Below are 26,044 nucleotides of genomic sequence, written 5' to 3'. Positions count from 1 at the left end.
CCCACACCAAAGTGGGCAGAATTCAAATCAGAGAAAATCTGACCTAACAAAAAGACACCAAAAAACTGGCATCAAAAAACACCACACCCATGACACGGGGCGCCACAAATGCGGTCAAAAAAACAACAACAAACAAAAACCACCAAACACACTATTGAGTTCTCAAACAACACCGCATCCCTGCGGCCGCGCAACCAACTCGCGACCATGGCCGCGAATCGATGGAGCGGACTAGGTGAACGTCCTCAACAGTGGAGGTATTCCCCTGGGATGCCGCGTTGCGGGCTCGCCGCAGCGCGAACCCACAAGTTACGCGAGGGCAAACCGAGAGTCAAATCCCCTGCTAGTTCTTGGCTTTCGGCTCGCAGTGGTCATCGGATGCGCTCCACGCCGGCGATATTCCGCTTGCCGCGCCGCAGCACCAGCCACCGGCCGTGCAGGAAGTCGGCCGGCTGCGGCGCCCAGGCCTCATCGTCGACCTTGGTGTTGTTGACCGAGACGCCGCCTTCGGCGATTGTGCGCCGCGCTGCGCCCTTGCTTGGGCATAGGCCGCTGGCGACCAGCAGTTCGACAATTCCGTCCGGCGTGCCGGGCTTCAACTCCGCCACCGGGGTTTCGCGCAGTGCGGCCGTCAAGGTGTTTTCGTCGAGGCGCGCCAGGTCCCCGCGACCGAACAGCGCCCGGCTGGCGTGTTCGACGGCGTCGGCCGCTCCCTCACCGTGCACGAGGGTGGTGAGTTCGCGCGCCAATCGCCGTTGTGCCGTGCGGTCCTGCGGCCGGGACTGGGTGGTCTCGTCCAGCTCGGCCAGTTCCTGGGCTGACAGGAAGGTGAACCAGCGCAGGTAGCGGATGACGTCGGCGTCGGCAGTGTTGACGAAGTACTGGTACCACGCGTACGGCGTCGTCATCTCCGGGTCCAGCCACACGTTGCCGCCGCCGGTCGACTTGCCGAATTTCGTGCCGTCGGCAGTAGTCACTAGCGGCACGGTCAGTGCGTGCACGCTCGCGCTCAGCTTCTGACGCACCAGCCGCACTCCGGAGATGATGTTGCCCCACTGGTCGGAGCCACCGATCTGCAGCACGCAATGATGACGTCGGTACAGCTCGACGTAGTCGTTGGCCTGTAACAGCATGTAGCTGAATTCGGTGTAAGAGATGCCGTCGCCCTCCAGCCGCCGCCGAATGGTGTCGCGGTCCAGCATCACGTTGACCGAGAAATGCTTGCCGATGTCACGCAGCAGCTCGATCGCCGTCATGGCGGTCGTCCACTCGAGGTTGTTTTCGACGATCGCGCCCGTCGGTGAATTGTCGAAGTCGACGAAGCGTTCCAGTTGCCCGCGGATCCGCTCGGTCCATTCCACGACCGTGTCGGCGGTGTTGAGTACCCGTTCGCCGCTATCCCGGGGATCGCCGATCAGGCCGGTGGCGCCCCCGGCCAAGACGATGGGACGGTGCCCGGCCCGTTGAAAGCGTCGCAGCGCCAGCAGCGGCACCAGGTGCCCGGCGTGCAGACTCGGCGCAGTCGGATCGAATCCGGCGTACAGCGTGATCGGTCCTCGGGCTGCCTCGGCGGCCAGCGCATCGAGATCAGTGGACTGCGCGATCAGCTCGCGCCAGCTCAGCTCGTCCAGGATGCTCAATGACCGAGAAGGTTCAGGAGCCATGGGTAGATCTTCCAGGATCGTGACTAGTCGCTGGCCCCAGGGGCGGGCGCGCGTGGACTGCGCCGGTACGCCGAAACTTCGGGTCGGCCCAGTAGCCACAGTCGCCAGGGCCGGTCGGCGGCCTTACTGACTCCGACCCGGGGTCCGCTGGCCGAGTGGAGCGCGTCGTTGAGCCGCAGCGTCACTGGACTGTCGCCGTCAAACAAATCGAGGCCGTTGTCGTCCATCGTGATTCCGAGGGCCGAACACAGATTTCCCGGTCCCCGGGCCAGCGCCACGTCGCGCACGGCCTCGCCGCGGCGCAACTGCGCGACGCCCAGACCGCCATCGACCGCTGCCGCCCTGAGCAGCACAGCGGCGGCTGTCCCGTCGGGGCCGCAGGCGACGTTGGCGCACACGTGGATGCCATGACTGCGATAGGTGTAAAGCCGCCCGGCGGGGCCGAACATCACCGCGTTGCGGCCACTGATGCCGCGGTAGGAATGCGCGGCGGCATCCGGCCACGGTCCGTCGGGAACGCCGCCATACGCCTCGACCTCGACGATCGTCGCGCTGACACCGCGGCCCAACAGCGTGGCGCCCAGCAGTCGGTGGGCCGCTGCGACAGGGTCGACAGTCAGTTGATCAGCGCTCACCGGACAGATTCTGCCCAACTCCTTGACAGGCAGGCCCGCGGGGGCGGATATTCATCGTATGATGACTTCATCAAGTGATGAATTACTTGCCGAAGGTGTGGACACCGCCGTCGACATCCGGCGTCTACGGGTGATTCGTGGCAAACACGCAGCGCTGCACGACTTTTCGGTGCAGATCGCCCGCGGCAGCATCACCGGGCTGCTGGGACCGTCCGGTTGCGGCAAAACCACGCTCATGCGCTGCATCGTCGGCACTCAGATCGTGACATCGGGCACCGTGCGGGTGCTCGGGAAGCCGGCGGGATCGGGTGCACTGCGCCGGCGCGTCGGGTACATGCCTCAAGACCCCACCATCTACGACGACCTGCGAATCATCGACAACGTCCGCTACTTCGCGGCGCTGTACGGATTCGACCACCAGGCCGCCGATGCCGCCATTGACCGAGTGGGGCTGAGGGATCACCGCACCGCCTACTGCGGAAACCTTTCCGGCGGTCAACGCACCCGGGCGTCGTTGGCCTGCGCATTGGTGTGCCGGCCGGAGCTGCTGGTCCTCGACGAGCCCACCGTTGGTCTGGATCCAGTGTTGCGGGCAGATCTGTGGGAGCAGTTCACCGACCTCGCCCAGTCCGGGACCACGCTGCTGGTCTCCAGCCATGTCATGGACGAAGCCGACCATTGCGGTGACCTGTTGCTGATGCGCGAAGGCCGGTTAGTCGCCCACACCACTCCGACCCAGCTACGAGAGGACACCGCATGCACGTCACTGGAGGACGCGTTTCTGTCCATCATCAGACGCAGCACCGTGCGCCAAGCCGGGTAGTGCCGGCCGGTTTTCTGCAGGCCTATCGCGCCACTACGGCGCGGATCCTGCGGCAACTGGTTGCCGATCGCCGCAGCGTCGCGATGATCCTGTTGGTGCCGGTTCTGGTCATCACGCTGATGTACTTCATGTTCGAAGACGCTCCGCATGCTCCGGGCGCCCCGACGCCGTTCAACAACGCCTGCTTGATTCTGCTGGGCCTCTTCCCGCTCTTCTTGATGTTCATCATCACCTCGATAACGATGCAGCGCGAACGTGCCTCGGGAACGTTGGAGCGCATCCTGACGACGCCGCTGCGTCGCCTCGACCTGCTGATCGCCTACGGGACCGCGTTCTCGGTTGCTGCGGCGGTACAAGCGGTTTTAGCGTGCATCGTGTCGTTTTGGTTTCTCGGCTTCGATACCGCGGGCAACCCCGGATGGGTGTTCCTGATCGCGATTGTCAACGCGGTGTTGGGCGTCGGCCTGGGCCTGCTCTGTAGTGCGTTCGCCCGCACCGAATTTCAGGCCGTGCAGTTCATACCGCTGGTGATGGTGCCGCAGCTGCTGCTGGCCGGCATCATCGTCCCCCGAGCGCTCATGGCGACATGGCTGGAATGGATCAGCAATGTGCTGCCGGCCAGCTACGCCCTGGAGGCACTGCAGCAAGTCGGCACGCACCCCGAGCTGACCGGTGTCGCGGTGCGAGACATTCTCGTCGTGTTGGGCTTTGCGTTGGCGGCGCTGTGCCTGGCCGCCGCGACGTTGCGTCGTCGGACGACGTAATCCAGTGGCTACCAACGTGAGTCGAAGGCGGCCAGGCCGTCCCCGGGGCGGTTCCGACAATCGGGAGCGCATCTTGTCCAGCGCCCGGGAATTGTTTGCCCGCAACGGCTTCGACAAGACGTCCATCCGCGCTGTGGCCGCAGCAGCCGACGTGGATTCGGCGTTGGTGCATCACTATTACGGGACGAAGGAGCAGTTGTTCACCGCCGCGATCGACCTGCCGTTTGATCCGCTGACCGTCATCGGCCCGCTGCGTGAAGCGCCCGTCGAGAAACTCGGCTACACGCTGCCGTCGCTGCTGTTGCCGTTGTGGGATTCTGAGCTCGGCAACGGCATGATCGCGACAGTTCGCTCGTTGCTGTCCGGCGCCGACATCGGGCTGGTGCGGTCATTTCTGCGTGAAGTGATCATCGAAGAGATCGCCGCGCGGGTAGATGATCCGCCAGGGTCCGGAATCATCCGGGCCGAGTTCGTGGCGTCACAGGTTGCCGGCGTGTTGATGGCCCGCTACATCCTGGAGCTACAGCCGTTCGCGTCGTTGCCCGTCGCGCAGATCGCCGAAACCATCGCGCCCAATTTGCAGCGTTATCTCACCGGGGACCTTCCGGGGCAGCCCGCGCCATGAGCCGGGCATGCTCGTCGTCGCCGACATCGGTCGCTTCGTCGATCAGCAGCACCGGGATGTCGTCTTCGATCCGGTAGGCACGGCGCAACCGCGGGTTGTAGAGCAGCTGGTCGATCAACAGCAGCGGACCGCGATCGGCCGGGCAGACCAGAATGTCCAGCAACGTCTGGTCGATCACTCGTGACCGCCCGCGATCTCGGTCCGCACCGACCCGGTCAACCGCCGGAACTGGTTGGCGGCCGAGTCGAAATACCACGCATGGCGGCTCGGTTTGGGGATGCCCGCCGCACGCAACGGGCTGACCGTTGGGCGGTAACTGGCGCTGAGCGTCATTTCGGGTACGACGTGCACGATGTCGGGACCGGGCCCGTGCTCCATGGCGGCGATCGTCTCGGTCAAGTCGGCCGCGGTGATCGTCGCTCCCGGTCGCAGCGTTACAGCCGAGACCGCGACGAACTGACCGCCCACCGGCACCCCGTAGGTCACCGCGAGGTCAACTGCCGGAATGAGTCCGAGCGCGTCGGTGATCGGCTCGCAGAAAACCATGCCTCGCGCGGTGCGAATCACTGAGCCGCGCCGCCCTACCAACCAGTAGTCCCCGTCGCTGTCGCGACGGAACAAATACTCGGTGGAGATCCAGGTGTCAGCCGGAGAGAAGACACCACGTTTGATTGATGCGGTGGGGTCGATCGGTCCGCGCGGCTGGGCCAGCAGCACACCGACTTCGTCGGTGCCGGCGACCTGTACGAACCCCTCGTCGTTCTCCAGGATGAGGTCGTGCTCGGCGTCGTAGGCGCCAAGCTCGACGCGGCCGACGCCCGGCAGGGGCCTGCCCTTGCTGCCGACCTTGGCGCCGGACACGTTGGCCAGCACCGCCTGTCCGTCGGTGGTGGCGAAGAACTCGACGACGTGTGCGGGCGCGAATGCGTCGACGATGCGGCACCAGAGCCCGGTCGGCATACCGGAACCGATGAACAACCGCACCGGATGATTGCCGTGCAGCACGAAACCCGGGTCGTCGATGACGTCGCGGAGCATGGCCCACGTGTACGACACCACGGTCGCGCCGTATTGGCGCACCTCGGCGATGAACCGGTCCGATTGCAGCCCGCGCGACAGTGCGATGCGGGCACCGCCGACCACCGCTCCACCCAGGCTCACCAGCAGTCCGGACTCGTGGTGCAACGGTGTCAGGCAGTACACGGTGTCGCTGCGGCTGAGCGCGGCGGTCGAGGCGGTACCGAATGCCGACAACGCCCAGCGATAGTTGGTGATCTGCTTGGCGGCCAGTTCGCCGCCGGCCGAGCTGAACGCGATGAACGCCAGATCCCGCGCAAAGCCGGGATCGGGCCGATACCAGCCCGGCAACTCGACGGCGTCGGGATCGATCTGCTCCATGTCGATGACACCTGCGTCCTCGGGCAGATGCAGATCGCGTGCTTCACCGCCGCCGAGCACCAGGATCTGGCCGGGCAATTGGCGCGCGGACTCCAGATGAGTGGGATCGGTGATGATCTCGGTCACTCCCCCGATCCGGACCGCTGCGGCCAAGTCGGTGTCAGGGTGCATCAGCACCGCGACCGCGCCCAGCCGGGACAACGCGGCGATCGCGACCAACGCGCTGGGCCGGGTCTCCATCAGCACGCCGACGTGTTCGCCCTGGCGCACCCCGACTTCGATGAGGCCGCGCACGACGTTGTCGATGCGGCGATTCACCGCTTCGTAGGTGTGAACGCGGCCATCGAAGAGCAAGAATTCGCCCTGTGGCGCGTCACGCGCCTGCTCGCCGATGATCCTGCCCAGCGAGATCCGGGTGTGGTCGTTGATCTGCCCCAGCCGGACCAGTCGGGGCAACGTGCGGACGGTTTCCACCGCCAGCGTGCGCACCGATTTGTTGGCCGCCACGACCGCGTCGGCGGCACCGCGTGCCAGCGCCAGCGCCACCTCGGAAGCCTCACCGATGCTGTGCGCCACCCGGGAGCTGATTGCCACGCCGCTGTCGGTGCGCTCGACGGGTTGGTCGGCCATCGGTGCGATGCTGTCCGGTTTGCCGGAATGCCCGGAAATCCACCCCACCCACTCCGCAACGGTCGGCCAGCTTTGTTCGGCGGCCTTGGATCCGACCACCAAGCCGAAGTGACCCGCGCGCAGGGTGTACTCGTACACCTCGGCATTGGGCGCCGCGCGCCGGATGCCGCGCACTGCGGGCGGCTGCCCGATGTCGTCGACCTCTCCGACGAAGGCCAGCACCGGGCAGGTGATGTCCGTCAGTGTCACGAGCTGCCCGTTGATGGCGAAACCGCCAGTCATCATCCGATTGTGTGCAATGAACTGCTTGAGCAACTCGGAGACCGCCGGCCCCGACCACGCGATCCAGCCCTCGGACTCCAAGAATCTGCGTTGGGCTTCACGCGGCAGCAATGCCTCACGATCGTGTAGCTGGCGCACGAAATCTAACCGGGCTTTGGCCGTCTTGAGCGGATCCATCATCTGAAAACCGGTGCGGGCCAACCAACTTGGGATATCGAGCCGGTTGAACACGTGGTCTGCCATGAAGTTGGCGGTGGCTTGGGCCAGGTTGGGCGGGACACCCATCGGCAGCGCGGCCAGGGTGTCCACCGGAGAACCGAACGCCACGATGCTGGCAACGTTCTTCGACCGGCGATATGCCGCTGCCTGGTAGCAGAACATCCCGCCTTGCGAATAGCCGACCAGGTGCACATCTTGGCCGGTGGTCTCCGCGGTCGTGTCGACAGCCTCGCTCAGTGCGACGATGTGGTCGGCGAGGGTGCGGCGCATGCCGCCCTCGACCTTGTCGGGCGAGCCGAAGTCGATGACCCAGGGATCCAGGCCCGCGGCGTGCAGGATTCCCACCGCGCCCTCGGCCCTGGTGACGTCCCACATATTCGCCGACATCATCATCGGGTGCACCAGCAACACCGGTGGACCCGCGGGCGGCTGCCCGGGCCGGTTGTCTGGCGGGAAATACCGACGGAGCTTGTACATCGGCACGCTCTCGACGACCTGGAACGGCGACGGAACCGTCCCGGTCTCCAGACCGCCGAGTCGCAAGACCTCCAGGCCGTTCTGGGCCGTGGCCATCAGACGCTCGACCGGTCGGGTGACCGGTCGCGTGACCGCTGAGAAATTCAAATCCACCGCTACTCCCGTGATTGCCTGCACATTCTGGCACATCGCCAGGGCCGCGCCCGCAGCTTTGGGGCTGTTACAGCTAGTCTCGGGCCGATGGCGCACCTGCTCGGAGCCGAGACCGTGCACCTGGAATTTCCGACTCAGGTGGTCTTCGAGTCGCTGACGGTGGGAGTGAGCGACGGCGACCGTATCGGCATCGTGGGACGCAACGGGGATGGCAAATCCACCCTGCTGGGATTGCTGACTGGGCAGCTGCTTCCGGACTCCGGCCGGGTCACCCAACGCAGCGGGCTGCGAGTCGGTGCGCTGAGCCAGGCCGACACGCTCGACCCCGGTGGCACCGTCGGCACGACGCTGGTCGGTGACCGACCCGAACACGAGTGGGCCGGCGATGCCCGAGTGCGTGACGTAATCGGCGGCCTGGTGTCCGACATCGATTGGGGTGCAACGGTTGCCACACTGTCGGGCGGGCAGCGACGGCGGGTGCAACTGGCCGCGTTGCTGGTCGGTGAGTGGGATGTCATCGCGCTGGACGAGCCCACCAATCACCTTGACATCGAAGGCATCACCTGGCTGGCCGGCCATCTGGGTCAGCGCTGGGTCCGCAACACCGGTGGGTTGCTGGTGGTGACCCACGACCGCTGGTTTCTCGACGAGGTAGTCACCACGACGTGGGAAGTGCACGACGCAACGGTCGAGCCGTTCGAGGGCGGTTACGCCTCCTACGTACTGCAGCGCGTCGAGCGGGACCGCCGCGCCGCCGTCGCCGAGGCCAAGCGGCAGAACCTGATGCGCAAAGAATTGGCCTGGCTGCGCCGCGGTGCGCCGGCGCGCACGTCGAAGCCCAAATTCCGCATCGACGCCGCCAACCAGTTGATCGCCGACGTGCCGCCGCTGCGCGACACCGTCGAGTTGGCCAAGCTGGCAACCGCTCGGCTGGGCAAGGACGTGATCGATCTGCTCGACGTGTCGGTGTCCTTCGACGGACGATCGGTACTGCGCGATATCGAATGGCGGATCGGCCCCGGTGAACGCAGCGGCATCGTCGGCGCCAATGGCGCCGGAAAGTCCACCCTGTTGGGCCTCATCGCCGGCACGGTTTTGCCTGCTGCAGGAAAGATCAAGCGCGGCAAGACGGTTCAGCTGGGGATACTCGATCAGCAGGGCGATGCCCTGGCACCGCTGGTGAGCGAGCGGGTGGCCGATGTGCTGGGCAAGCTGCGCAGCGGCTACCAGGTTGACGGTCGCGAAGTCAGCCCGGCGCAACTGCTGGAACGGCTGGGTTTCGGCCGTGATCAATTGTCCGCCCGCGTCGGTGAGCTCTCCGGCGGGCAGCGCCGGCGGCTGCAGTTGATGCTCACGTTGCTGGCCGAGCCGAACGTGCTGCTGCTCGACGAACCCACTAACGACGTGGACACCGACATGTTGGCGGCCACCGAGGACCTGCTCGATTCCTGGCCGGGGACGCTGATCGTCGTCTCCCATGACCGGTATCTGCTCGAGCGGGTCACCGATCAGCAGTATGCGATCTTGGATGGCCGGCTGCGGCACCTGCCCGGCGGCGTCGACGAATATTTACAGCTGGCCAGTGTGGCTGAACGTCCGGCACCTGTCACCCGAAAATCGACGGGCGGCGCCGAATTACGCGCCATGCAGAAGGAAATCGCGGCAATCGACCGCAGTCTCGCGCGGCTGGCCGAGCGGATCACCGCCAAACACGTCGAACTCGCCGAGCATGACCAGGCCGATCACGTCGGCTTGAGCCGGCTGACCCGCGAATTGCGCGGACTTGAAGACGAGGTCGCCGCGATGGAGAGCCGCTGGCTGGAATTGTCCGAGTTGGCGGATGACAGTTAGAGCTGCTGCCGCAGCCGGTCGGCGGTGTCGCGAACCGCGTCGAGCTGTTTGGCGACCTGGATCGGCGCCGTTCCACCGCGGGCGTCGCGCGAGGACACCGAACCCTGAATGGTGAGCACCTCGCGAACTTGTGGGGACAATTCGGGGCTGATCGCGGCCAGCTCGTCATCGGTCAACGCTTCCAGCCCGACACCACGCCGCTCGGCGGCCTGTACCGCCGCGCCCGCCGCCTCGTGGGCCACCCGGAACGGAACACCTTGACGCACCAGCCATTCGGCGATATCGGTGGCCAACGTGTAGCCGGCTGGGGCCAGCGCCGCCATCCGCTCGACATCAAATGTCAGGCTGCCGACCAGGCCCGCCATCGCCGGCAGCAGCACCTCCAGCTGCGCTACCGAGTCGAACACCGGCTCCTTGTCCTCCTGCAGGTCGCGGTTGTAGGCCAACGGCTGCGCCTTCAGGGTTGCCAACAACCCGGCCACGTTGCCGATCAACCGCCCGGATTTGCCGCGGGCCAACTCGGCAATGTCAGGGTTCTTCTTCTGCGGCATGATCGAGCTGCCGGTCGACCATGAGTCGTGCAGTGTCACGTAACCGAATTCGGTTGAGCTCCAGATGATGATGTCCTCGGCGAGCCGCGAGAGGTCCACGGCGATCATCGCGAACACGAAGGCGGCCTCGGCAGCGAAATCCCGTGCTGCCGTGCCGTCGATGGAGTTGTCGACGGCAGCGGCGAAACCCAGCTCGTCGGCGATGGCGTCCGGATCGAGCCCCAGCGACGAGCCGGCCAGCGCTCCCGAGCCGTAGGGCGACACCGCGGTGCGCTTGTCGAGGTCGACGATCCGGTCCACGTCGCGCAACAACGGATGGGCGTGGGCGAGCAGGTGGTGAGCCAGCAGGATCGGCTGGGCCGACTGCAGATGCGTTTTACCCGGCATGATCGCGTTCGGGTGCGCGGCCGCCTGGGCGGCCAAGGCGTTGACGACGTCGAGAGCGCCCGCGGCAACCCGACCGGCGGCATCGCGCAGCCACATCCGAAACAGCGTGGCTACCTGATCGTTTCGCGATCGTCCGGCGCGCAGTCGGCCGCCCAGTTCGGGGCCTACCCGCTCGATCAGGCCGCGCTCCAGCGCGGCATGCACGTCCTCGTCGCTGGGCAGCGGGCCGAAGCTGGCGTCGGCCACGTCTTGCGCGAGGCTGTCCAGCCCGGCCAACAGCCCGTCGCGCTGGTCCTCGGTGAGCAGGCCGGCCCGGAAAAGCACCCGGGTATGCGCCCGCGACGCGGCCAGGTCGTAAGGCGCCAGCACCCAGTCGAAGTGGGTGGATCGGCTCAGCGCCGCCAGCGCGTCGGACGGGCCGTCGGCAAACCGCCCGCCCCACAGCGATCCCTGGTTGGTGCTCATCGGACCGTCACCTGTGGCGCGAGCGTGCGTAAACCCGGCGACACTCCGCATGCCACTTGGGACACGCACGCTCGCGGAAAGGGGGTCACCCCAGGTCCCGGCGGGCGGCGATCTTGGACGACAACCCGTGCACGTACACGAAACCCTTCGCTTTGGACTGGTCGAAGCTGTCGCCCTCGTCGTAGGTGGCCAGGTTGAAGTCATAGAGTGACTGCGCGCTGCGTCGACCATTGACCGCAATGTGCCCGCCGTGCAACACCATTCGGACCTCACCGGTCACGTGCTGCTGCGTGGTGGCGACAAAACTCTCCAGCGCCGTCTTCAATGGTGAATACCACAATCCGTCGTAGACGAGTTCGGCCCAGCGCTGGTCGGTGTGCCGCTTGAACCGCCCGAGCTCGCGCTCGAGCGTGACGTGCTCGAGCTCGGTGTGGGCGGTGATGAGCACCATCGCACCTGGGGCTTCGTAGATTTCGCGGCTCTTGATTCCGACCAGCCGGTCCTCGACGACGTCGAGCCGCCCGACGCCCTGGGCACCGGCGCGGGTGTTGAGTTCCTCGATGGCCTGCAGCATCGACACCGGCTTGCCGTCGATGGACACCGGCACGCCGCGTTCGAACCCGACGATGACCTCATCGGGGGTATTCCAGTTGAGGGTGGGATCTTCGGTGTAGTCGTAGACGTCTTTGGTGGGCGCGTTCCACAAATGCTCGAGGAAGCCGGTTTCCACCGCCCGGCCCCACACGTTCTGGTCGATGGAAAACGGCGACCGCTTCGTGACGTTGATCGGGATGGCGTTCTCTTCGGCGAAGGCGATGGCCTTCTCCCGGGTCCAGGCATAGTCACGAACTGGCGCCAACACCTCCAGATCCGGTGCCAGCGAAGCGAACCCGACCTCGAAGCGCACCTGGTCGTTGCCTTTGCCGGTGCACCCGTGCGCGACGATGCTGCCGCCGTGCTCGCGCGCGGCGGTGACCAGGTGCTTGACGATCAGCGGCCGGCTGATCGCCGACACCAGCGGATAGCGATCCATGTAGAGCGCGTTCGACTGGATGGTGGGCAGACAGTAGCCCTCGGCGAACTCGTCGCGGGCATCGACGACGACCGCTTCCACCGCTCCGCAGTCCAGTGCGCGTTGGCGCACCACCTCCATGTCCTCGCCGCCCTGACCCAGGTCTATCGCGACCGCGACAACCTCCCGGCCGGTCTCCTTGCCGATCCAGCTGATCGCCACGGAGGTGTCCAAACCGCCGGAATACGCCAAGATGACGCGCTCGGACATGAACCAATCTCCTTATATCACTTGAGGTTTTCGATCACGGTGGCCAGCTCAGCACCAGTCATCGGTTCGCGTGCGGCCACAAAGATAGTGTCGTCGCCGGCGATGGTGCCGACGACGTAGGGTAGCGCCGCCCGGTCGATGGCGCTGGCCAGGTAGTCCGCCGCCCCGGGCGGGGTGCGCAGTACCGCGAGGTTTCCGGTGGCGTCGGTGGACACCAGCAGCTCGCTCAGCAGGCGCGACAGCCGCCCGGTGCCGCCGGACACCCCGCGTAGCGGGCTGCCGTCCTCGGGCACCATGTAGGCGCCGACGCCGCCGTCGGCGCCGCGCAGCTTCACCGCACCAAGCTCTTCCAAGTCACGCGACAACGTGGCCTGGGTGACCTCGATCCCTTCGGCGGCCAGCAGCCCGGCCAGCTCGCCTTGGCTGCGCACCGGAGCCGACGACAAGATCGCCACGATGCGGGCCTGCCGCCCGGCGCGGGTGACGTCAGCTGCCGCTTTTGACCGGGTCATCGGGACTGCTCCAGCAGCCACACCAGCAGCGCCTTCTGCGCATGCAACCGGTTCTCGGCCTCGTCCCATACCGCGCTGTGCGGTCCGTCCATCACCTCGTCGGTGATCTCCTCGCCGCGGTGCGCCGGAAGGCAATGCAACACAACGGCCTCCGGGTCGGCGAGGCTGACCAGGCCGGTGTTGACCTGGTAGGGCCGGAACGGCTGCACTCGATCGAGCCCGTCGTCTTCCTGCCCCATCGATGTCCAGGTGTCGGTGACCAGCACGTCGGCGCCAGTCGCTGCCGCGCCGGCATCCGCGGTGACGGACACCGACGCGCCGGTGGCCGCGGCACGCTCCTCGGCGGCGGCCAGCACCGCCTTATCGGGTGCGAACGTCGAAGGAGCGGCGATCGTCACGTGCATGCCCGCGGTGACGCCGCCAAGGATCAGCGAGTGGGCCATGTTGTTGGCGCCGTCGCCGAAGTAGGACATCTTGAGGCCGCGCAGCGTGCCCTTCCGCTCGGCGATGGTCTGCAAATCGGCCAGCACCTGGCAGGGATGGAACTGGTCGGAAAGCGCGTTGACGATCGGCACCGTCGCCGTCGCGGCCATCGCGGTCAGCCGGTCCTGTCCGAAGGTTCGCCACACGATCGCATCGACATAGCGGGACAACACCTTTGCGGTGTCTGCCAAAGTCTCGTCGCGGCCCAACTGGGTGCTGCGCCCGTCGACGACGACGGCGTGCCCGCCCAGCTGCGCGATCCCCATCTCGAACGAGAATCGGGTACGAGTGGAGTTCTTGTCGAAGATGACCGCGACTCCCCGCGGTCCTTCCAGGGGGCGGCGGCTCAGCGGATCCTTCTTCAACTCGGCCGCCAGCTCGAGTACCTCGGTCTGTTCGTGCGGCGACAGGTCGTCGTCGCGCAGAAAATGCCGGGTCATGAGCTTCCCCCGGCGCTGTCCAAGATGCCCGGTAACGCGGTGACGAAAGTGTCGACCTGATGCTCGGTGATGATCAACGGCGGAGCCAGCCGGATGACGTCGGGTGCCGCGGCGTTCACCAGGAAACCGCCCGCGCGGGCAGCCATCTCGACGTCCTTTGCGCTGGGCGCGGTCAGCACGATTCCGCACAGCAAGCCGCGGCCGCGGACATGGTCGATCAGCGGGTGGCCAAGCGATTCGATGCCATGGCGCAGCGACTTTCCGAGCACGTCGGCGCGCCGCACCAGGTCGTCGGCAGCCAGCACGCGCAGCACCGCCAGTGCCGCCGCCGCGCAGATCGGGTTGCCGCCGAACGTACTGCCGTGCAGACCCGGGGTGAGTAACTCTGCGGCCGGCCCGACGGCCAGGCACGCCCCCACCGGCAGCCCGCCGCCAAGCCCCTTGGCCAGCGTCACCACATCGGGGGTGATGCCGTCGTGCTGATGGGCGAAGAACACACCGGTGCGGCCCATCCCGGTCTGCACCTCGTCGAGCACCAGCAGTGCACCATGTTTTGCCGTGATGTCCCGGGCCGCACCAAGATAGCCGTCAGGCGGGACAACGACACCGCGCTCCCCCATAATCGGCTCCAAAAACACTGCCGCGGTGTCGTCGGTGACCGCCGCAGCCAGCGCCTCGGTGTCGCCGTACGGCACGTGCGAGACGTCACCGGGCAGCGGCTCAAACGGCGCCCGTTTGGTCGGCTGGCCGGTCAGCGCCAGCGAGCCCATCGTGCGGCCATGGAAGGCCTCGTGGGCGGCAACCAGTTTCGAACGCCCGGTGAGCCGCGACAGCTTGAACGCCAGCTCGTTGGCCTCGGTACCGGAGTTGCAGAAGAACACTCGGGCCTCGGCGCCCAGCAGTTCGACCAATGCCTCGGCCAGCGCGATGCCGGGCTCGGCGGCATACAGGTTGGACGTGTGGCCCAGCGTGGACATCTGCCGGGTGACCGCGTCGATGACGGCCGGATGGCAGTGCCCGAGGATGTTGACGGCGATCCCGCCGAGCAGGTCCAGATACGAGTTGCCGTCCACGTCAGTGACGACCGCCCCGTCGCCGCTGGCCAATGCGACCGGCGGGACGCCGTAGTTGTTCATCATCACCGCCGACCACCGCTGCTGCATGGTTTCCGTGCGTGGCGATCGCAAGCTCGGCGATGCCGAGCGCAGCGGGCCGCCACCATGTGATTCGGTCACGCGCTCACCACCTTGGTGCCGGTACCGGCATCGGTGAACAACTCCACCAATACGCAGTGCTCGACCCGGCCGTCGATGACATGTGCACTGGGCACGCCGCCGGCGACGGCACGCAGGCAGGCTTCGACTTTCGGGATCATGCCGGCCTCCAGCGCGGGCAGCAGTTGCCCCAGTGTTGCCGTGTCGATCTCGCTGACCAGTGAAGTGCGGTCGGGCCAACGGGTGTACAGCCCTTCGACGTCGGTGAGCATCAGCAGCTTTTCGGCTCCCAGCGCTTCGGCCAGCGCCGCCGCAGCGGTGTCGGCGTTGATGTTGTGCACGACGCCGTCGGTGTCCGGCGCCAATGTCGACACCACCGGAATACGCCGGGCTGCAATGAGATCGAGCACCGCGGCGGTGTTGACGCGGTCGACATTGCCAACCAGTCCGATATCGGTGGCCACCCCGTCGACGGTGACGCTGCGGCGCACCGCGGTGAACAGCTGCGCATCCTCGCCGGTGATCCCGACCGCGTAGGGCCCGTGGGCATTGATCAGGTTGACCAGTTCCCGGCCCACCTGGCCGAACAGCACCATGCGCGCTACGTCGAGCACTTCGGGTGTGGTGACCCGGAACCCGCCCTTGAAATCCCCGGGAACTCCGAGCCGCCGCAGCATGGCACTGATCTGCGGGCCGCCGCCATGCACAACGACGGGATGGATACCGCAGTTACGCAGAAATGCCATATCCGCGGCAAACGCATGCTTGAGCGTCTCGTCGGTCATCGCGTTGCCGCCGTATTTGATGACGACGACCTTGCCGTGCAGTTGTTTGAGCCAGGGCAGGGCTTCGGCCAGCACCTCCGCTTTGACCACGGTGGGGAGCTCGCTGGTCGTCATGACCGCCGCCGACGATGCAGAGCGAAGCGATGAGGAGGGGCGCTCATGAACTGTAGGCCGAATTCTCGTCGACGTAGCCATGCGACAAATCGGTAGTGCGGATGGTGGCGCTGGCATGGCCGGCGCCGAGGTCGACGTCGAGATTGATGTCGGCGCCTGACAGATCGACCTCACGCGCGCCGGGCATCCCGGCGCCGTGCGTGAACACTGCTGAACCGTTGAACGACACGGTGATCCGGTTCGGGTCGATAGTGAACGGCGCCATGCCCACGGCGGCGAGCACCCTTCCCCAGTTCGGGTCAGAGCCGAACAGCGCCGTCTTGACCAGGCTGTCGCGGGCGATCAGCCGGGCGGCGGTGAGCGCGTCGTCGTCGGTGGCGGCACCGGTCACCGTCACGGTGATGCGCTTGGTCACGCCTTCGGCGTCGGCCTGCAGCTGGGCGCACAGGTCGTCGCAGACGCGCAGCACCGCGTCGTCGAGATCGGTTTGGCTCGGCGCTATTTCGCTTGCGCCGGAGGCCAGTAGCAGCACGGTGTCGTTGGTCGAGCAGGTACCGTCGATGTCGAGACGGTCGAAAGTGATCGCGGTAGCGCGGCGCAGCGCCTCGTCGAGCGCTCCCGGCTCGGTGATGGCGTCGGTGGTGAGCACACACAGCATGGTGGCCAGCGACGGAGCCAGCATGCCGGCGCCCTTGGCCATCCCGCCTATGGTCCAGTTGTTCTTATGGTGCAGTGCCACCTGTTTGGGCACGGTGTCGGTGGTCATGATGGCGCGGGCGGCTTCGTCGCCGCCGGTCAGTCCGCCGGCCATCTCGTGCACGATCTCCGCGACACCGGTGAGCATCTTGTCCATCGGAAGTCGGTCGCCAATCAGCCCGGTGGAACAGACGGCGACCTCGACGGCCCCGGTTTCGGTGCCCCAGTCCGACAATGCGGCCGCGACGGCCTCGGCGGTCGCATGAGTGTCTTGAAAACCGGCCGGTCCGGTGCAGGCATTGGCACCGCCGGAGTTGAGGATCACCGCACGCAGCCGACCGGTCGTCAACACTTGCTGCGTCCACAGCACCGGTGCGGCTTTGACCTGATTGCGGGTAACCACGCCCGCAGCTGCATAGTCGGGTCCCTCGTTGAACACCAGCGCCAGGTCCGGGGCGCCGGATGCTTTGATGCCAGCGGCAATTCCGGTGGCCCGGAAGCCGGCGGGCGCGGTCACCCCCTGCGCGCGCACCAACTGTGTGGCATCTGCGAAGTCAGTCATGGCGCCACCCCAACCAGCGGAAGACCTTCGGCCTCAGGCCAGCCCAATGCCAGGTTCATCGACTGCACCGCGGCGCCGCCGGTACCTTTGACCAGGTTGTCGATCGCGGCGATCGCGACGAACGTTCCGGCATCCTCGTCCACCGCGACCGCGATCTGTGCCGCGTTGCTGCCGATCACCGCCCCGGTGCGGGGCAGTTGCCCTTCGGGTAGCAGAAAGACGAAAGGCTCGGCGTCGTAAGCCTTTTCGTAGGCAGCCCGCAGCTCCGAAACCGGCGCACGGGTGGGCGCGGTGCAGGTAGCCAGGATGCCTCGCGACGTGGGGATGAGCACCGGGGTGAACGACACGGTGACGTCACGGTCAGTCACCAACTTCAGGCCCTGCGCGATTTCCGGTGTATGCCGATGCGCACCGGCGATGCTGTAGGCCCGCGCCGAACCGATGACCTCCGATCCGAGCAGGTCGGTTTTGGCAGCCCGCCCGGCACCGGAGGTGCCGCTGACCGCGACCACGGTCACCGCGGGGTCGATGAGGTCCTCGGCCACCGCGGGCAACAGCGCTAGCAATGCGGCCGTCGGATAGCAGCCGGGTACCGCGATCCGGCGGGTAGCCCGCAGTTGGTCACGCGCCCCGGGCAGCTCGGGCAGTCCGTACGGCCAACTGCCGGCATGCGTGGACCCGTAGAACCGCTGCCACATGCCGGTGTCGGTGAGCCGGAAATCCGCGCCGCAGTCCACCAGCAGCGTCTCGGAGCCGAGTTGTTCGGCCAACGCGGCCGAATGTCCATGCGGCAGCGCCAGGAACACCACGTCGTGGTCGCGCAGTATCTCTGGCTCGGTCGGTTCCAGCACCTGCTGCGCCAGGGGCATCAGGTGTGGATGATGTTCGGCCAGCGTGCTGCCCGCGCTGGCCGCGGCGGTCAGAGCGCCGATGGTCAGCCGACCATCGGCATAAGCTGGGTGTCCGAGCAGCAGCCGCAGGATCTCCCCACCCGCGTAGCCGCTGGCACCGGCTACCGCCACCCGCATAGTCATGCCAGGCATCCTTGCATGACTATGCACCGCCATGCAAATTCATTCCCCGTCTGCGCGAGCGTGCGTGTTCCCGGGTTTCGCTCCGGAGTGTCGGCCGGGAACACGCACGCTCGCGGCAGAAGTAAGGGACGCTCAACCCCGCAACACCGCACCGACCCGGTCGGCGGCGCAGCGCACGGCGGCGTCGCGGGCGGCGCTAGCGTCGTCCTCGGTCAGCGTGCGGTCCCGGGCACGGAACCGCAGCGCGAATGTCAGCGATTTGCGGGCTTCGCCCAGTTGCGGGCCGGTGTAGACATCGAACAGCCGGATGTCCTCCAACAGCTCACCTGCGCCGTCGCGCAGCGCATCCATCACCGCCTGGGCGGCGATGTCGGCGTCGACCACCAGGCTGACATCCTGGAACACCGCCGGGAACGGCGATACCCGGGGCGCGGGCAGCGCCTCGACGATGGGCATCGCGTCGAGGTTCAGCTCAACCGCGCAGGTGCCCTTCGGCAGGCCGGACCGCTCGATCACCGCCGGGTGCAGCTGGCCCGCGTGGCCGATCACGGTCTCGCCGACCAGCGCCTCGGCGCAGCGGCCCGGATGCCAGGGCAGATACTGAGCGGCTCGCAACACCACGTCGACACCGCTGGCGCGGGCGATCACCCGAACCGCTTCGAACGCGTCGGCAGCCTCCACCGGCCGGCCGGCTCCCCACGGGCCACGCGGCTCCCGTAGCCCGGTCAGCACCGCGGCGACGTGCTGCGGCTGACGCGGCAGCGACGCGTCCAGCGCCGCGATCTCGGCAGCGGTGGGACGGCGGTCCACCGGGATGCGCTCGACGTCGCGGGGCTGCCCGGCCGACTGAGCCACCTGGGCGATGGCATAAAGCGCGACATCGCCGATGCCCCGAGACACATTGCGCACCAACGCTTCCAGCAGACCAGGCAGCAGCGTGGTGGCCAGGTGCGGCCGATCGGCCTCCAGCGGGTTGAGCACCTGGGTGGTGGCACGCCGTGGGTCATCGGCGGGCAGACTCCAAGCCTCGAACACCCCTGCGGACAGAAACGGTGTCGGAAGGATTTCGACGTAGCCCGACAGCGCCAGCGACTTGCCGACCGCGCGGCGCCGCTTTTGGGTGGCGGTGAGGCCGCGGCCCGCCGGTGCCGACGGCAGCACCGAAGGGATGGGCTCCAGACCCTCCAGGCGGAGCACCTCTTCGACCAGGTCGGCGGGTTGCCGCAGGTCGGGTCGCCAACTCGGCGGCGTCACGGTCAGGACATCGCCGTCGCCGGTCACCGTGGCGCCGATCTGCGTAAGACGCCGCGCGGTGGTGCCGTGCGGGTATCGAACCCCGGCGGTGCGGTCCGGCAGGTCGGCGGCGATGCGGATCGGCGGCAGCCGCCAGTCGTCGACGGGGGGGTCGCCGCACCAGTCGGTCAGTGTCGGTGCGACTGCACCGCCGGCGATTTCGGCGAGCAGCGTCGCGCAACGGTCCAGCGCCGCCACCGAGATCGCCGGGTCGACGGCACGCTCGTAGCGGCGGGCGGCCTCGCTGGGCAGGTGCAGCCGTCGTTGGGTGCGCGACACTGCCGCCGGATCCCAGACCGCGGCCTCGAGCAGCACCTCGGTCGAGTCGTCGCGCATCTCGGTGCTGCCCGATCCCATCACGCCGCCGATGGCCGCGGTCGCGACCTCGTCGACGATGAGCACATCAGCCGGATTGAGCTGCCGTTTGACGTCGTCCAAGGTGGTCACGGTTTCGCCGGGCCGGGCGAACCGCACGTCGAAGCCGCCGGTGACCCGTTTGCGATCGTGGGCGTGCATCGGATGGCCCAGTTCGAGCATCACGTAGTTGGTGGCGTCCACGGCCGGCGAGATCGCCCGGATCCCGCATAGCAGCAGTCGCCGCTGCAGCCACCACGGCGACACCGCGGCGGGGTCGAGGCCGGTCACCGGGCGCAACGCGAATCGCCGAACCCCGGTCTCTGGCTGCACCGTTAGCGGCCACGCGTCTCCCTGGACAGGTAACGGTGCCACGTCGGCCGGGTCGATGAATTCAAGGTCGTAGGCGCAGGCGATTTCGCGGGCCAGGCCGCGTACCGACATGCCGTAGCCGCGATCCGGGGTGATGGCCAAATGGAAGACGACGTCGTCGAGGCCAAGGACCGCAGCCCCGTCGGCTCCGGGCTCGGCGGTGTCCGGCGGAAGCACCAGGATGCCGGAATGCTCCGCAGCCAAACCCAATTCGGCTGCCGAGCAGATCATTCCATCAGAGGTGCGGCCGTAGGTCTTGCGCGCGGTGATGGTGAAGTCACCGGGCAAAACGGTGCCCGGTAGCGCCACCACCACCAGGTCGCCAACGACGAAATTCGTGGCACCGCAGATGATGTCGCGTGCCTGACTCTCCCCCACGTCGACCCGGCAGGCGCGGATCGGCTTTTTGAATTCGGTGAGCTCTTCGATGTCGGCCACCCGCCCCACCGTCAGCGGGCCGCTGACCGGGCCGAGCGGAATCACCTCCTCGACCTCGTGGCCGATGCGGACCAGCGTCTCCTCGAGCTCGTCGGGCGGCACATCCCAATCCGGGGCGCCGAGGGCGACGGCTTCACGCAGCCAGCTGTACGGGACGCGCATCAGGCCCCGACCCCGAACGGCAGCGAGAACCGTACGTCGCCCTCGACCATGTCGCGCATGTCGGGGATGCCGTTGCGAAACTGCAGGGTGCGCTCCAGCCCCATGCCGAATGCGAAGCCGGTGTATACCTCGGCGTCAATACCTGCGGCGCGCAAGACGTTTGGGTTCACCATGCCGCAGCCGCCCCACTCCACCCAGCCCGGGCCACCTTTCTTGCCCGCGAACCACACGTCGACTTCCGCCGACGGCTCGGTGAAGGGGAAGAAGTGCGGGCGGATCCGGATGCGGGCGGACGGGCCGAACTCGGCTCGAGCGAACGCGTCCAGCGTCCCGCGCAGGTGGGCCATCGACAGGCCTCGATCCACCGCCAGGCCCTCCACCTGATGGAACACCGGTGTGTGAGTGGCGTCGAGTTCGTCGGTGCGGAAGGTGCGGCCGATCGAGATGACGTAGACCGGCAATTCACGCTGTAGCAGCGTGCGCACCTGGACCGGCGAGGTATGGGTGCGCAGCAACTGCCGCGAGCCCTCCGGTGCGATGTAGAAGGTGTCTTGTTCGCTGCGCGCGGGATGGTCGGCGGGGAAGTTCAGTGCGTCGAAGTTGAACTGCTCGGTCTCGATTTCCGGTCCGTCGGCCAGTTCCCACCCCATCGCGATGAAGGTGTCGGCGATGTGTTCGGCCAGAATCGTGACGGGATGGCGGGCCCCGGTCGGCTGGCGGGTCGACGGCAGTGTCACGTCGATTTGTTCGGCGACCAGCACCGCCGTATCCCGCTCGGCGCGCAGTTCTGCCAGTCGCTCGTCGAAACTGCCCTGCGCTTCACCCCGTGCGCTGTTGACGCGCCGGCCGGCGTCCGCGCGGTCGGTTTTAGGAAGGGTGGCCAGCGCTTGGCGGGCCTGCGCCAACGCCGACCGGTCACCGAGGTGCTCGGTTTTCGCGTGGGCCAGCGCATCGAGATCAGTCGCCGCGGCAAAGGCCCGCTGTGCCGCGTTGACGGCTGCGGTCAACGCCTCCGGCGACAGGTCGACGGGCTGGTCACCCACGCGGCGACACTCTCCTTGGCTGGCGGTTCGCGGCACGAGTGTGACGCAAGTGCAAATCTTAGGTGATTGAGCGACGCCAAGGATGGGGGCGTCGACACCTCCGGCGACGGCGTCCGGCGTGCTCGGAGTGCGGGGTCAGGCGGCGGACAACTCGGCCATCGGCAGCGGCCGGCGCAGCGTGCGGAGCCGGATGATCCCGTCCGCCGTCAGCGCGCCCAGGGCGCCCACACCGACACCGGCCAACACCGACCACGGGGTGTGCGCCAGCATCAAAAACCCGAAGGCACCCCCGACGCTCAACAGCACGTACCGCACCGGCGTCCACGGAGTCGGTCGCCCGAACCGGGTGGCGACCAGCATGCCCAGCACCAGTGCGACGGCGTGCCCGGCGTCGGTGAACTCGGCACCGACGGCCGCAGCCGCCACAGCGGCCGGAACCCACCAGCCGATCCACACCGGCCGCCAGCGCGCCGGCACGGCGCCGGTCAGCGCTCCCAGCACCGCGACGGCCCCGTAGCTCATGCCGACGTCACTGGCGTGCGAAATCGACATCGGCAACCAGCCGAGCTTGATCGCCGCGGTGATACCGGCCGCGACAAGCAGTGTCGCGCCGATGTGTCCGGTGACGAACACCACGGTCATCCGGGCGCTGTGCCAGATCAGTTCGGCCAGGGCGAGCAGGCATACCAGTCCGGGCAACCAGACGTAGATCGGCCCGGCATCGGTGACGAATGCACTGCCGAACAGTGTGTCCAGGTGCCCGTGCGCCAGGTTGTGAACATTGGTGCTGGCATTGCGAATGGCCTGCGCCTGCGCCTGCGGACCGAGAACCAGGAGTGCCGTGCTGACCGCTGTCAGAATCGCTGCGTAACCGACGGTGATCCGGACCCGGGCGAGCCGGGTGAGCATATCGGCGATCATCGACATCTACTATGCCTCAGCATCGTCGTCTTCCGCTTCGTCGGTACCTGACAGGTCCCTGGCAGTTCTGAGTCGATAGAGGGCCAGTTCGGGAGGAAGCCCGGGCGTCTTGGCCGCGAACATCGATCGGTGGGTGCGTTTGGCCACCACTCCCAACTCGTCCAAATCAGCCTGGGCGAGCTCGTCCAGGGTGGTGCCGGAGATCATGATGCCGCCCTTGGTGGCGCGTTCCATTACCCGGGCCGCGATGTTGACGTCGACGCCGAGCCAGTCGCCGGCCAGCCGCTGCGGACGTCCGGTGTGGATTCCGACCCGCATCCGCGGTCGATAGCCGGCCACGTCGACCGCTTTCACTGCCTGCACGGCAGCGCAGACCGCGCCGACCGCGACGAGCGGATCGGCGAACACCGCCATGATGCCGTCGCCCATCCGTTTGACGATGTGCCCACCGGCATCCAATAGCGGCGGCTCGACGGCGCGGGCCACCCGCCGCAACAACATCAACGTCGCGTCGTCACCGGCCTGCAACGACCACGACGAGAAACCCACCAGATCGGTGAACACCAACGTCACATCTGGGTTGGCCGGCCTGCGGGCGACAGCTTCGGTCAGCGCCTGCCACACCTGAAGCGCGCCGAGACCGACCTGACGCGACGCCCCGTCGCGGCCGCCGAGTAGCCGCCCCGCGGCCCGTGCCGCGGCGCGTGGACCGCCCTCGCCCGCGGTGGACAACGGATCGCCGAATTCAGGATCGCCGGGTAATGCACGGCGGGCGCGCCGGATGAAGTCGACGACTCCCGCGCTTTGATTTCTGTCGCGCAGCCAATCCGCCGCTCCGTGTATCGACACCGGAGAGCGGTCTTTGGACGAAGGCGTGGCCGGCGTGGTCGCCGCTTGCTCGGGCTCGCCGGACGCCGAATCGGGCCCGAGGTCCACGGCGTCCAGCCTAGGTGCTGCCCGAAGAGCGCGGCAACGACCGTCGTAGTGGCGTCCGCCACCGTTGACGTCAAACCGCCTGATCACGCGCTTGCCTCAGCACGGTCGACAGTCGGTAACACGTCGGCGCGGCACACCACGGAAATCGTAGACAACGTTTGTTGTCAACATTATCGTGGGGTTATCAGCAGCCAGGAGGTCGCGATGACCACGACGAAATCGATACCGTCGGTCGAGCCCGCCCTCGTCACGCATAGCGACGATGCCGCCGCCAACGCCGAGCCCCTGGGCCCGGATTCGCTGACCTGGAAGTATTTCGGCGACCTGCGCACCGGGATGATGGGCGTGTGGATCGGCGCGATCCAGAACATGTATCCGGAGTTGGGCGCCGGCGTCGAGGAGCACTCGATCCTGCTGCGCGAACCGCTGCAACGCGTTGCCCGCTCGGTGTATCCGATCATGGGCGTGGTCTACGACGGCGAGCGAGCGCAACACACTGGTGAGCAGATCAAGCAGTACCACCACACCATCAAGGGCGTCGACGCGTCCGGCCGCCGCTATCACGCGCTGAACCCGGAAACGTTCTATTGGGCACACGCGACGTTCTTCATGCTGGTGATCAAGGTGGCCGAATACTTCTGCGGTGGGCTGACCGAGGCCGAGAAGCGCCAACTGTTCGACGAGCATGTGCAGTGGTACCGGATGTACGGGATGAGCATGCGGCCAGTGCCGAAATCCTGGGAAGACTTCCAGGAGTATTGGGTCCGCATGTGCCAGGACGAGCTGGAGATCAACCAGGCCACCCTGGACATCTTCCAAATCCGGATCCCCAAACCAAGATTCGTGCTGATGCCCACGCCGATGTGGGATCAGTTGTTCAGGCCGTTGACGGCCGGACAGCGCTGGATAGCGGCCGGACTGTTCGACCCGGCGGTTCGGGAGAAGGCCGGCATGCGGTGGACGCCGGGCGACGAAGTATTGTTGCGGCTCTTCGGCAAAGCAGTCGAGCTGGCCTTTCTGGCGGTGCCCGACGAGATCCGATTGCATCCGCGCGCGTTGGCCGCCTACCGCCGGGCGGCGGGCCGGCTCCCGGCCGACGCCCCGCTGGTGGAGGCACCGGGCTTCATGGCGCCGCCACGCGATCGTCGCGGTATGCCGATGCACTACTTCCCGCCCCGCGCCCACCCCGCGAAGAACATCATTGAGCGCGCCGGATCGTTCGTGCACACAACGTTCTCGTTGGCTGGTCTGCGACCCACGCGCGGCCGCGGTAGAGCGGCCTGATCAGCGCAGCGCCCGCGCGCTCTGGTAAAGGCAAATCGCTGCGGCCGCAGCCACATTGAGGCTCTGCGCGCCGCCCGGCATGGGAATCTGTACGCGGTGGTGTGCCCGCTGCGCCACCATCGCTGAAAGACCGTGCGATTCCGGCCCGAACAGCCACGCCGTAGGGGTGGCGAGGTCGGCGTCGTCGAGCGAGAGCTCGCCATCCAGCGTGGTGGCCAACACCTGCAAGCCGGCGGCCTGCAGCGACGCAACCGCGTTACCGGCATCGGGCGCGGGCGCGACCGGGATGGAAAAGATGCTTCCAGCGGAAGCGCGCAGACACTTGCTGTTGTAGGGATCGACGCTGTGACCGGCCAGGATCACCGCGGCGGCGCCCATCGCGTCAGCGATGCGAATCAAGGTGCCGGCGTTGCCCGGTTCGCTGATCTCGACGGCAACGGCGACCAGCCGGGGCGCGCCAGTCAGCACGTCGTCGAGGGTGGCGGACGCCATCTCGCACACCGCGACCAAGCCAGCCGGAGTCACCGTGTCCGACAACGCCTTTGCGGCGCGCTCAGTGACCAGATGCACCGGGGCATCCTGCGCGTCCAGCAGCGCGGCGTGTCGCTGGGCGGCTGACTCGGTGACGAAGACGTCCCGAATCAGTCCGTGGCGAGACGCCGCCTCGACAAGGTGGGCGCCTTCCGCCAGAAACCGCCGGGACCGCCGCCGAGCGATATGCCGATGCAGTTTGACCGCCGCGACCACCCGGGTCGAGCGTTCGGTGAGCACCTGACTGCCGCGAAGCTCAGGCAGCCTCTCCGGAGGGCGCGTTGACGTCTTCGGGCAGTGCGGCGCGGGCGACATCGACCAGGGCGGTAAACGCCGCAGCATCGCTCACCGCGATTTCGGCGAGATTCTTGCGGTCGACCTCGACACCGGCGGCCTTGAGTCCCTGGATCAACCGGTTGTAGGTGATGTCGTTGGCCCGGGCCGCCGCGTTGATCCGCGCGATCCACAGCTTGCGGAACTCGCCCTTGCGCGCGCGACGGTCACGGTAGGCGTAGTTCAGTGAATGCAGTTGCTGTTCTTTGGCTTTGCGGTATAGCCGGGATCGCTGACCGCGATAACCTCGCGAAGCCTTCAGGATGGTGCGCCGCTTCTTCTGGGCGTTGACCGCCCGCTTCACGCGTGCCATGGGGTGTTCCTATCGTCG

The 26,044-nt window shown here is 67.1% G+C and carries 23 protein-coding genes; 5 read left to right on the top strand and 18 right to left on the bottom strand.

Annotated elements, in window-relative coordinates; translation table 11 throughout:
- Window positions 1-371: 371 nt before the first annotated feature.
- Together tyrS and AC5Y5W_RS22565 are read right to left on the bottom strand one after the other, a co-directional pair.
- Window positions 372-1,664, bottom strand: a complete 1,293-nt coding sequence (gene tyrS / locus AC5Y5W_RS22570) for a tyrosine--tRNA ligase (RefSeq protein WP_500013171.1) — start codon at window positions 1,662-1,664, stop codon at window positions 372-374.
- A gap of 23 nt (window positions 1,665-1,687) precedes the next feature.
- A complete protein-coding gene (locus AC5Y5W_RS22565) occupies window positions 1,688-2,299 on the bottom strand; it encodes a DNA-3-methyladenine glycosylase (protein ID WP_500013170.1) in 612 nt (203 codons plus the stop codon).
- 58 nt (window positions 2,300-2,357) lie between these two features.
- On the opposite strand from AC5Y5W_RS22565, the gene AC5Y5W_RS22560 reads away from it, so the two are divergent.
- Genes AC5Y5W_RS22560 through AC5Y5W_RS22550 form a run of 3 tightly spaced genes read left to right on the top strand, consistent with a single transcriptional unit; the run spans window position 2,358 to window position 4,511 of the window.
- Window positions 2,358-3,122, top strand: coding sequence for an ABC transporter ATP-binding protein (locus tag AC5Y5W_RS22560; RefSeq protein WP_500013168.1), 765 nt, complete (start codon window positions 2,358-2,360; stop codon window positions 3,120-3,122).
- A gap of 14 nt (window positions 3,123-3,136) precedes the next feature.
- The gene (locus AC5Y5W_RS22555) at window positions 3,137-3,886 is read left to right on the top strand and encodes an ABC transporter permease (RefSeq protein WP_500013188.1); all 750 of its coding nucleotides are present in this window, start codon (window positions 3,137-3,139) and stop codon (window positions 3,884-3,886) included.
- 4 nt (window positions 3,887-3,890) lie between these two features.
- Complete coding sequence (locus tag AC5Y5W_RS22550) at window positions 3,891-4,511, top strand: TetR/AcrR family transcriptional regulator (RefSeq protein WP_500013166.1); 621 nt, start codon at window positions 3,891-3,893, stop codon at window positions 4,509-4,511.
- Here the strand turns inward: AC5Y5W_RS22550 and AC5Y5W_RS22545 are convergent.
- Complete coding sequence (locus AC5Y5W_RS22545; RefSeq protein WP_500013164.1) at window positions 4,477-4,689, bottom strand: Trm112 family protein; 213 nt, start codon at window positions 4,687-4,689, stop codon at window positions 4,477-4,479. The genes AC5Y5W_RS22550 and AC5Y5W_RS22545 overlap by 35 nt on opposite strands.
- Window positions 4,686-7,706: an acyl-CoA synthetase gene (locus AC5Y5W_RS22540; RefSeq protein ID WP_500013163.1), complete on the bottom strand. Its 3,021-nt coding sequence runs from the start codon at window positions 7,704-7,706 to the stop codon at window positions 4,686-4,688. The genes AC5Y5W_RS22545 and AC5Y5W_RS22540 overlap by 4 nt, the downstream gene beginning before the upstream one ends.
- A gap of 51 nt (window positions 7,707-7,757) precedes the next feature.
- Here AC5Y5W_RS22540 and AC5Y5W_RS22535 point away from each other — a divergent pair, with 51 nt between their 5' ends.
- Window positions 7,758-9,521, top strand: a complete 1,764-nt coding sequence (locus tag AC5Y5W_RS22535) for an ABC-F family ATP-binding cassette domain-containing protein (RefSeq protein ID WP_500013161.1) — start codon at window positions 7,758-7,760, stop codon at window positions 9,519-9,521.
- On the opposite strand, the gene argH is transcribed toward AC5Y5W_RS22535, so the two are convergent.
- The 12 genes from argH to AC5Y5W_RS22475 form a co-directional block, all read right to left on the bottom strand.
- On the bottom strand, window positions 9,518-10,924 hold the full coding sequence (gene argH, locus AC5Y5W_RS22530) for an argininosuccinate lyase (protein WP_500013159.1): 1,407 nt from the start codon (window positions 10,922-10,924) through the stop codon (window positions 9,518-9,520). The two genes, AC5Y5W_RS22535 and argH, sit on opposite strands and share 4 nt — an antisense overlap.
- A gap of 85 nt (window positions 10,925-11,009) precedes the next feature.
- On the bottom strand, window positions 11,010-12,206 hold the full coding sequence (locus AC5Y5W_RS22525) for an argininosuccinate synthase (protein ID WP_499889984.1): 1,197 nt from the start codon (window positions 12,204-12,206) through the stop codon (window positions 11,010-11,012).
- A gap of 17 nt (window positions 12,207-12,223) precedes the next feature.
- Window positions 12,224-12,718: an arginine repressor gene (locus AC5Y5W_RS22520; protein ID WP_499889986.1), complete on the bottom strand. Its 495-nt coding sequence runs from the start codon at window positions 12,716-12,718 to the stop codon at window positions 12,224-12,226.
- Window positions 12,715-13,641, bottom strand: coding sequence for an ornithine carbamoyltransferase (argF, locus tag AC5Y5W_RS22515; protein WP_500013157.1), 927 nt, complete (start codon window positions 13,639-13,641; stop codon window positions 12,715-12,717). The genes AC5Y5W_RS22520 and argF overlap by 4 nt, the downstream gene beginning before the upstream one ends.
- Window positions 13,638-14,804 carry an acetylornithine transaminase gene (locus AC5Y5W_RS22510; protein ID WP_500013186.1) on the bottom strand — a complete coding sequence of 389 codons (1,167 nt, stop codon included), beginning with the start codon at window positions 14,802-14,804 and terminating at the stop codon, window positions 13,638-13,640. Before AC5Y5W_RS22510 ends, argF begins: the two co-directional genes overlap by 4 nt.
- A 68-nt stretch (window positions 14,805-14,872) precedes the next feature.
- Window positions 14,873-15,754: an acetylglutamate kinase gene (gene argB, locus AC5Y5W_RS22505; protein ID WP_500013155.1), complete on the bottom strand. Its 882-nt coding sequence runs from the start codon at window positions 15,752-15,754 to the stop codon at window positions 14,873-14,875.
- A 43-nt stretch (window positions 15,755-15,797) separates the two neighbouring features.
- A complete protein-coding gene (argJ, locus tag AC5Y5W_RS22500) occupies window positions 15,798-17,012 on the bottom strand; it encodes a bifunctional glutamate N-acetyltransferase/amino-acid acetyltransferase ArgJ (RefSeq protein WP_500013153.1) in 1,215 nt (404 codons plus the stop codon).
- Window positions 17,009-18,055, bottom strand: a complete 1,047-nt coding sequence (gene argC, locus AC5Y5W_RS22495) for an N-acetyl-gamma-glutamyl-phosphate reductase (protein ID WP_500013151.1) — start codon at window positions 18,053-18,055, stop codon at window positions 17,009-17,011. Before argC ends, argJ begins: the two co-directional genes overlap by 4 nt.
- Before the next feature lie 123 nt (window positions 18,056-18,178).
- Complete coding sequence (pheT, locus tag AC5Y5W_RS22490; protein ID WP_500013149.1) at window positions 18,179-20,665, bottom strand: phenylalanine--tRNA ligase subunit beta; 2,487 nt, start codon at window positions 20,663-20,665, stop codon at window positions 18,179-18,181.
- Window positions 20,665-21,708 (bottom strand): phenylalanine--tRNA ligase subunit alpha, encoded by a 1,044-nt coding sequence (gene pheS, locus AC5Y5W_RS22485; protein WP_500013148.1) that lies wholly within the window; start codon window positions 21,706-21,708, stop codon window positions 20,665-20,667. The genes pheT and pheS overlap by 1 nt, the downstream gene beginning before the upstream one ends.
- Window positions 21,709-21,843: 135 nt before the next feature.
- On the bottom strand, window positions 21,844-22,629 hold the full coding sequence (locus AC5Y5W_RS22480) for a rhomboid-like protein (RefSeq protein WP_500013146.1): 786 nt from the start codon (window positions 22,627-22,629) through the stop codon (window positions 21,844-21,846).
- Window positions 22,630-22,638: 9 nt separating this feature from the next.
- On the bottom strand, window positions 22,639-23,565 hold the full coding sequence (locus AC5Y5W_RS22475; protein WP_500013145.1) for an adenylate/guanylate cyclase domain-containing protein: 927 nt from the start codon (window positions 23,563-23,565) through the stop codon (window positions 22,639-22,641).
- Between the two features lie 204 nt (window positions 23,566-23,769).
- Between AC5Y5W_RS22475 and AC5Y5W_RS22470 the strand changes: the two genes are divergently transcribed.
- Complete coding sequence (locus AC5Y5W_RS22470) at window positions 23,770-24,849, top strand: oxygenase MpaB family protein (RefSeq protein WP_500013143.1); 1,080 nt, start codon at window positions 23,770-23,772, stop codon at window positions 24,847-24,849.
- Here the strand turns inward: AC5Y5W_RS22470 and AC5Y5W_RS22465 are convergent, their stop codons facing one another.
- Both AC5Y5W_RS22465 and rplT read right to left on the bottom strand, forming a co-directional pair.
- Window positions 24,850-25,620, bottom strand: coding sequence for a TrmH family RNA methyltransferase (locus AC5Y5W_RS22465; protein WP_500013141.1), 771 nt, complete (start codon window positions 25,618-25,620; stop codon window positions 24,850-24,852).
- A 16-nt stretch (window positions 25,621-25,636) separates the two neighbouring features.
- Entirely contained in the window at window positions 25,637-26,026 is a 390-nt protein-coding gene (gene rplT / locus AC5Y5W_RS22460) for a 50S ribosomal protein L20 (protein ID WP_065013169.1), read from the bottom strand.
- Window positions 26,027-26,044: the final 18 nt, after the last annotated feature.

The sequence above is a fragment of the Mycobacterium sp. NGS51 genome (assembly GCF_059812525.1).
This window is presented reverse-complemented; position numbering and strand designations above follow the sequence as displayed.

Bases quoted from the DNA above. Each gene is read 5' to 3' on its own strand.
- AC5Y5W_RS22520 (WP_499889986.1), bottom strand. From the start codon at position 12,718: ATGACCCGGTCAAAAGCGGCAGCTGACGTCACCCGCGCCGGGCGGCAG.
- argB (WP_500013155.1), bottom strand. From the start codon at position 15,754: ATGACGACCAGCGAGCTCCCCACCGTGGTCAAAGCGGAGGTGCTGGCC.
- pheT (WP_500013149.1), bottom strand. From the start codon at position 20,665: ATGCGCGTCCCGTACAGCTGGCTGCGTGAAGCCGTCGCCCTCGGCGCC.
- AC5Y5W_RS22560 (WP_500013168.1), top strand. From the start codon at position 2,358: ATGATGACTTCATCAAGTGATGAATTACTTGCCGAAGGTGTGGACACC.
- argF (WP_500013157.1), bottom strand. From the start codon at position 13,641: ATGACCCGGCATTTTCTGCGCGACGACGACCTGTCGCCGCACGAACAG.
- argH (WP_500013159.1), bottom strand. From the start codon at position 10,924: ATGAGCACCAACCAGGGATCGCTGTGGGGCGGGCGGTTTGCCGACGGC.
- argJ (WP_500013153.1), bottom strand. From the start codon at position 17,012: ATGACTGACTTCGCAGATGCCACACAGTTGGTGCGCGCGCAGGGGGTG.
- argC (WP_500013151.1), bottom strand. From the start codon at position 18,055: ATGCCTGGCATGACTATGCGGGTGGCGGTAGCCGGTGCCAGCGGCTAC.
- AC5Y5W_RS22525 (WP_499889984.1), bottom strand. From the start codon at position 12,206: ATGTCCGAGCGCGTCATCTTGGCGTATTCCGGCGGTTTGGACACCTCC.
- AC5Y5W_RS22480 (WP_500013146.1), bottom strand. From the start codon at position 22,629: ATGATCGCCGATATGCTCACCCGGCTCGCCCGGGTCCGGATCACCGTC.
- AC5Y5W_RS22510 (WP_500013186.1), bottom strand. From the start codon at position 14,804: ATGCAGCAGCGGTGGTCGGCGGTGATGATGAACAACTACGGCGTCCCG.
- AC5Y5W_RS22535 (WP_500013161.1), top strand. From the start codon at position 7,758: ATGGCGCACCTGCTCGGAGCCGAGACCGTGCACCTGGAATTTCCGACT.
- tyrS (WP_500013171.1), bottom strand. From the start codon at position 1,664: ATGGCTCCTGAACCTTCTCGGTCATTGAGCATCCTGGACGAGCTGAGC.
- rplT (WP_065013169.1), bottom strand. From the start codon at position 26,026: ATGGCACGCGTGAAGCGGGCGGTCAACGCCCAGAAGAAGCGGCGCACC.
- AC5Y5W_RS22540 (WP_500013163.1), bottom strand. From the start codon at position 7,706: ATGTGCCAGAATGTGCAGGCAATCACGGGAGTAGCGGTGGATTTGAAT.
- AC5Y5W_RS22470 (WP_500013143.1), top strand. From the start codon at position 23,770: ATGACCACGACGAAATCGATACCGTCGGTCGAGCCCGCCCTCGTCACG.